The sequence below is a fragment of the Brevundimonas sp. genome (assembly GCF_031082345.1).
In the GTDB taxonomy this organism is placed as follows: domain Bacteria; phylum Pseudomonadota; class Alphaproteobacteria; order Caulobacterales; family Caulobacteraceae; genus Brevundimonas.
On sequence record NZ_JAVHLH010000324.1, the window covers coordinates 1 to 2,689 of the forward strand.

Consider the following 2,689-nt stretch of genomic DNA (forward strand, 5'->3'; position numbering starts at 1 on the left):
GACGCGCGGCTCGCGGCGCGTCGGGGCGCGGCCGGTGGCCTTCAGGTCGATGACATAGCGGTAGTGGGCGACCCCGTCGCCGGGCGGCAGCAGGAAGCGGCGCTCGATCTCGGCGCTGGTGGCCAGGTCCAGTTCGATGCGCGAGGCGGCCCCGGCGCCCGCGACCCGGAAGTCGCGCACCAGCCCCTGCCCGGTCCCGCTGCGGCGGTCGGGCGGCGAAACGCCGGCCAGGCTCACCACCACCTGGCCGTCGTCGCCGGCGCGGATCACCTGACCGCGCGAAGTCCGGTCCAGATCGATGACCACCCGGGTGCGCTCGGCGTCGCCGCCGAACCGGACGCGCAGGATCTCGCCCATGCTGCCCGAGGCCAGCCCCCGGCCGGCCGCCAGCAGCGCCACGCAGAATACGGCAAGGCCTACGGCGGCCGCGATGCGCTCGCGAACCCCCCAATGCGACACTCTGATACGCGACAGCCCGTACATTCGACGGAGACCCACCTTCTTGGTTGGCGGGATCATGCCGCAACCTGGTCGACAACGGGTTAAGGCCGGCGCCGCTTTCAATTCGAATTGGTCGTGCCTATGCTTGATCCGCTCGCGAACGATCGCGTCCCCCGAACCTTCGGGACCGGACGCGCCCTCCTCGCGGCATGACTTTCACTGATCCGAGAGCCGGACGGGCCCGCCCGCCGATTCGACGACCGGGTCCGGGACGCCCCTATCGACGGCGCGTCCGGGCCCAGGACCGTACTGAACCTTCATGGGCCATATCGCCTGCGCTCCCTTCCGGTCCGACTGGACCGACCTCGCCACCGGCTCCCGCCGCGGCGACGGGACGGCGCACGCCTCCGCCCCCCATCCCATTCGGCGAGCCGCCTCACCCCCCGACGGGGTCGGCCGAGCGCGCCAGAAAGCAATTCTCCATGTCAAAGACCATGTTGATCGACGCCGCCCACGCGGAGGAAACCCGCGTTGCGATCGTCGAGGGCCGTCAGATCGAGGAATTCGACTTTGAATCCCGCTCGAAGCGCCAGCTTCGGGGCAATATCTATCTCGCCAAGGTCACCCGCGTAGAGCCCAGCCTCCAGGCCGCCTTCGTCGAATACGGCGGCAACCGCCACGGCTTCCTGGCCTTCAACGAGATCCACCCGGATTATTACCAGATCCCAGTCGCCGACCGCGAAGCCATCATGGCCGAAGCGCCGTCGGAAGAGGACGAGAACGACGACCTCGGCCGCGAGAGCGCCGACGACGAGCACGAGGGCGGCCTCGCCGAGGAGGAACGCCTCAAGCGCCGCCTGATGCGCCGCTACAAGATCCAGGACGTCATCAAGCGCCGCCAGGTCATGCTAGTCCAGGTCGTCAAGGACGAGCGCGGCGGCAAGGGCGCGGCCCTGACCACCTGGCTGTCGCTCGCCGGCCGCTACTGCGTGCTGATGCCCAACACCGGCAAGGGCGGCGGCATTTCGCGCAAGATCACCCAGGCCACCGACCGCAAGCGTCTGAAGGCCGCCGCGGCCGCCCTAGACGTGCCGCGCGGCATGGGCCTGATCATCCGCACCGCCGGCGCCAAACGCACCAAGGCCGAGATCAAGCGCGACTACGAATATCTGCTCCGCCTCTGGGAGACGATCCGCGAAACCACCCTCGCCTCCAACGCCCCTTCACTCATTTATGAGGAAGAAAACCTCGTCCGCCGCGCCGTCCGCGACATGTTCGACAAGGATTTCGACGGCATCCAGGTCGAGGGCGTCGAGGGCTTCAAGGAAGCGCGCGACTTCATGCGGGTGCTGATGCCCTCGCAGTCGAAGAAGGTGCACCTGTACCAGGGGGCGCGCCCGCTGTTCGCCTCCAACGGCATCGAGGAGATGCTGACCCAGATTCACCAGCCGACCGTGCCGCTGAAGTCGGGCGGCTATCTGGTCATCAACCAGACCGAGGCCCTGGTCGCCATCGACGTCAACTCCGGCCGCGCCACCAAGGAGCGCAACGTCGAAGCCACCGCCTTCAAGACCAATATGGAAGCCGCCGTCGAGGCCGCCCGCCAGCTGCGCCTGCGCGACCTCGCCGGCCTGATCGTCATCGACTTCATCGACATGGATGAGTCGAAGAACAACCGGTCGGTCGAAAAGGCGCTGAAGGACGCCCTGTCGAAGGATCGGGCCCGCATCCAGATGGGCCGCATCTCCGGCTTCGGCCTGATGGAGATCAGCCGTCAGCGCCGCCGCCTGGGCGTGATCGAGGGGGCCACCGAGGCCTGCCCGCATTGCCAGGGCGCCGGCCGCATCCGCTCGGCCGAAAGCGCCGCCCTGATGACCCTGCGCGGCGTCGATATCGAGGCCGGCCGCCACGGCGCGGGCTCGGTCACCCTGCGCGTCTGCACGGCGGTCGCCCTCTACATCCTCAACCACAAGCGCGACTACCTGCAGCGCCTGCTGACCCAGCGGGGCCTCAACGTCGTCATCCAGATCGACGACAGCCTGGCCCAGGGCGAGCACGCCATCGAGCGCACCGAGACCAACGAGGACTTCACCCCGCCGGAAGGCGTCGAGGCCTTCGTCGACCTGGACGACGACTTCGACGACAGCGCCTATGACGAGGACGAGGCCGAGGAAGACGAATTCTTCGACGACGTCGAGGAAGAGGACGAGGACGCCGTCGGCGGCGAGGACGCCGCGGGCGAACGGAC

At 68.4% G+C, this 2,689-nt stretch carries 2 protein-coding genes; one reads left to right on the forward strand and one right to left on the reverse strand.

Annotation, left to right across the window (positions count from 1 at the left end; genetic code table 11):
- Window positions 1–459, reverse strand: a 459-nt coding sequence (locus tag RDU12_RS14755; protein WP_374990232.1) for an AMIN domain-containing protein, incomplete at its 3' end; no start/stop codon positions are given.
- Between the two features lie 464 nt (window positions 460–923).
- Here RDU12_RS14755 and RDU12_RS14760 point away from each other — a divergent pair.
- Window positions 924–2,689, forward strand: a 1,766-nt coding sequence (locus tag RDU12_RS14760) for a ribonuclease E/G (RefSeq protein ID WP_308685383.1), incomplete at its 3' end; no start/stop codon positions are given.